The organism is Dactylosporangium cerinum (assembly GCF_042653625.1).
In the GTDB taxonomy this organism is placed as follows: domain Bacteria; phylum Actinomycetota; class Actinomycetes; order Mycobacteriales; family Micromonosporaceae; genus Dactylosporangium; species Dactylosporangium cerinum.
Window position 1 is genome coordinate 1 of record NZ_JBHSIU010000137.1, and the last position, 742, is coordinate 742.

Here is a 742-nt window from a genome sequence, read left to right on the forward strand (position 1 = left end):
CCGGCGTCCGCGTGCTGGAACTGCCGGAGGCGTCGAAGTCGGCGGCGCTCAACGCCGGTGACGCGGTGAGCACCGCGTTTCCACGCGTCTACCTGGACGCCGACATCGTGCTGGAGTCGGCGGCGGTCCGTGCGCTCGCCGATGCGCTCACCGGCCCCGGCGCGCCGCTCGCCGTCGTGCCCCGCCGCGACCTCGACGTTGCCGGGCGGTCGCCGCTGGTCCGGGCGTTCTACGCGATCGACCGGCACCTGCCGGCGTACCGGACGGGCCTGTTCGGGCGGGGTGTCGTCGCGGTGTCGGTGACCGGCCGGGCCCGCTTCAAGCGGTTCCCGGACGTGCTCGCCGATGACCTGTTCCTCGACGGGCAGTTCCACGCCGCGGAGAAGGCGGTCATCGAGGCGGCCCGCGCCCGGGTCGCCACGCCGCGGCGCAGCCGCGACCTGGTGCGCTGCCTGACTCGCGTCCGGGCGGCCAACGCGCAGCTACGCGCCGCCGACCCGAACATCCGGCGCGCGGCCCGGCTTGCCTGGCTGCGCCACGTCGTGCTGCGCCGGCCGTGGCTCGCCCCGGCCGCGGTGGTGTATGTCGCGTTCGCGGTTCGTGCCGCGCTCGCCGCCCGGCGCGGCGGGCCGGCATGGCACCGCGACGCGTCGTCCCGCGAATTGTCCACAGTGGACACCTGCTCGGCGCTCATTGCCTCACGAGGTCGGTCTGGGCGTAGGGGCTGAAGCCGTCTGCCGTG

At 75.5% G+C, this 742-nt stretch carries 1 protein-coding gene; it reads left to right on the plus strand.

Going from position 1 to position 742, the window contains the following annotated elements; translation table 11 throughout:
* Positions 1-728 (plus strand): glycosyltransferase family 2 protein (locus tag ACFPIJ_RS64360; protein WP_380129441.1); only part of this gene is annotated, 728 nt, incomplete at its 5' end.
* Positions 729-742 lie beyond the last annotated feature (14 nt).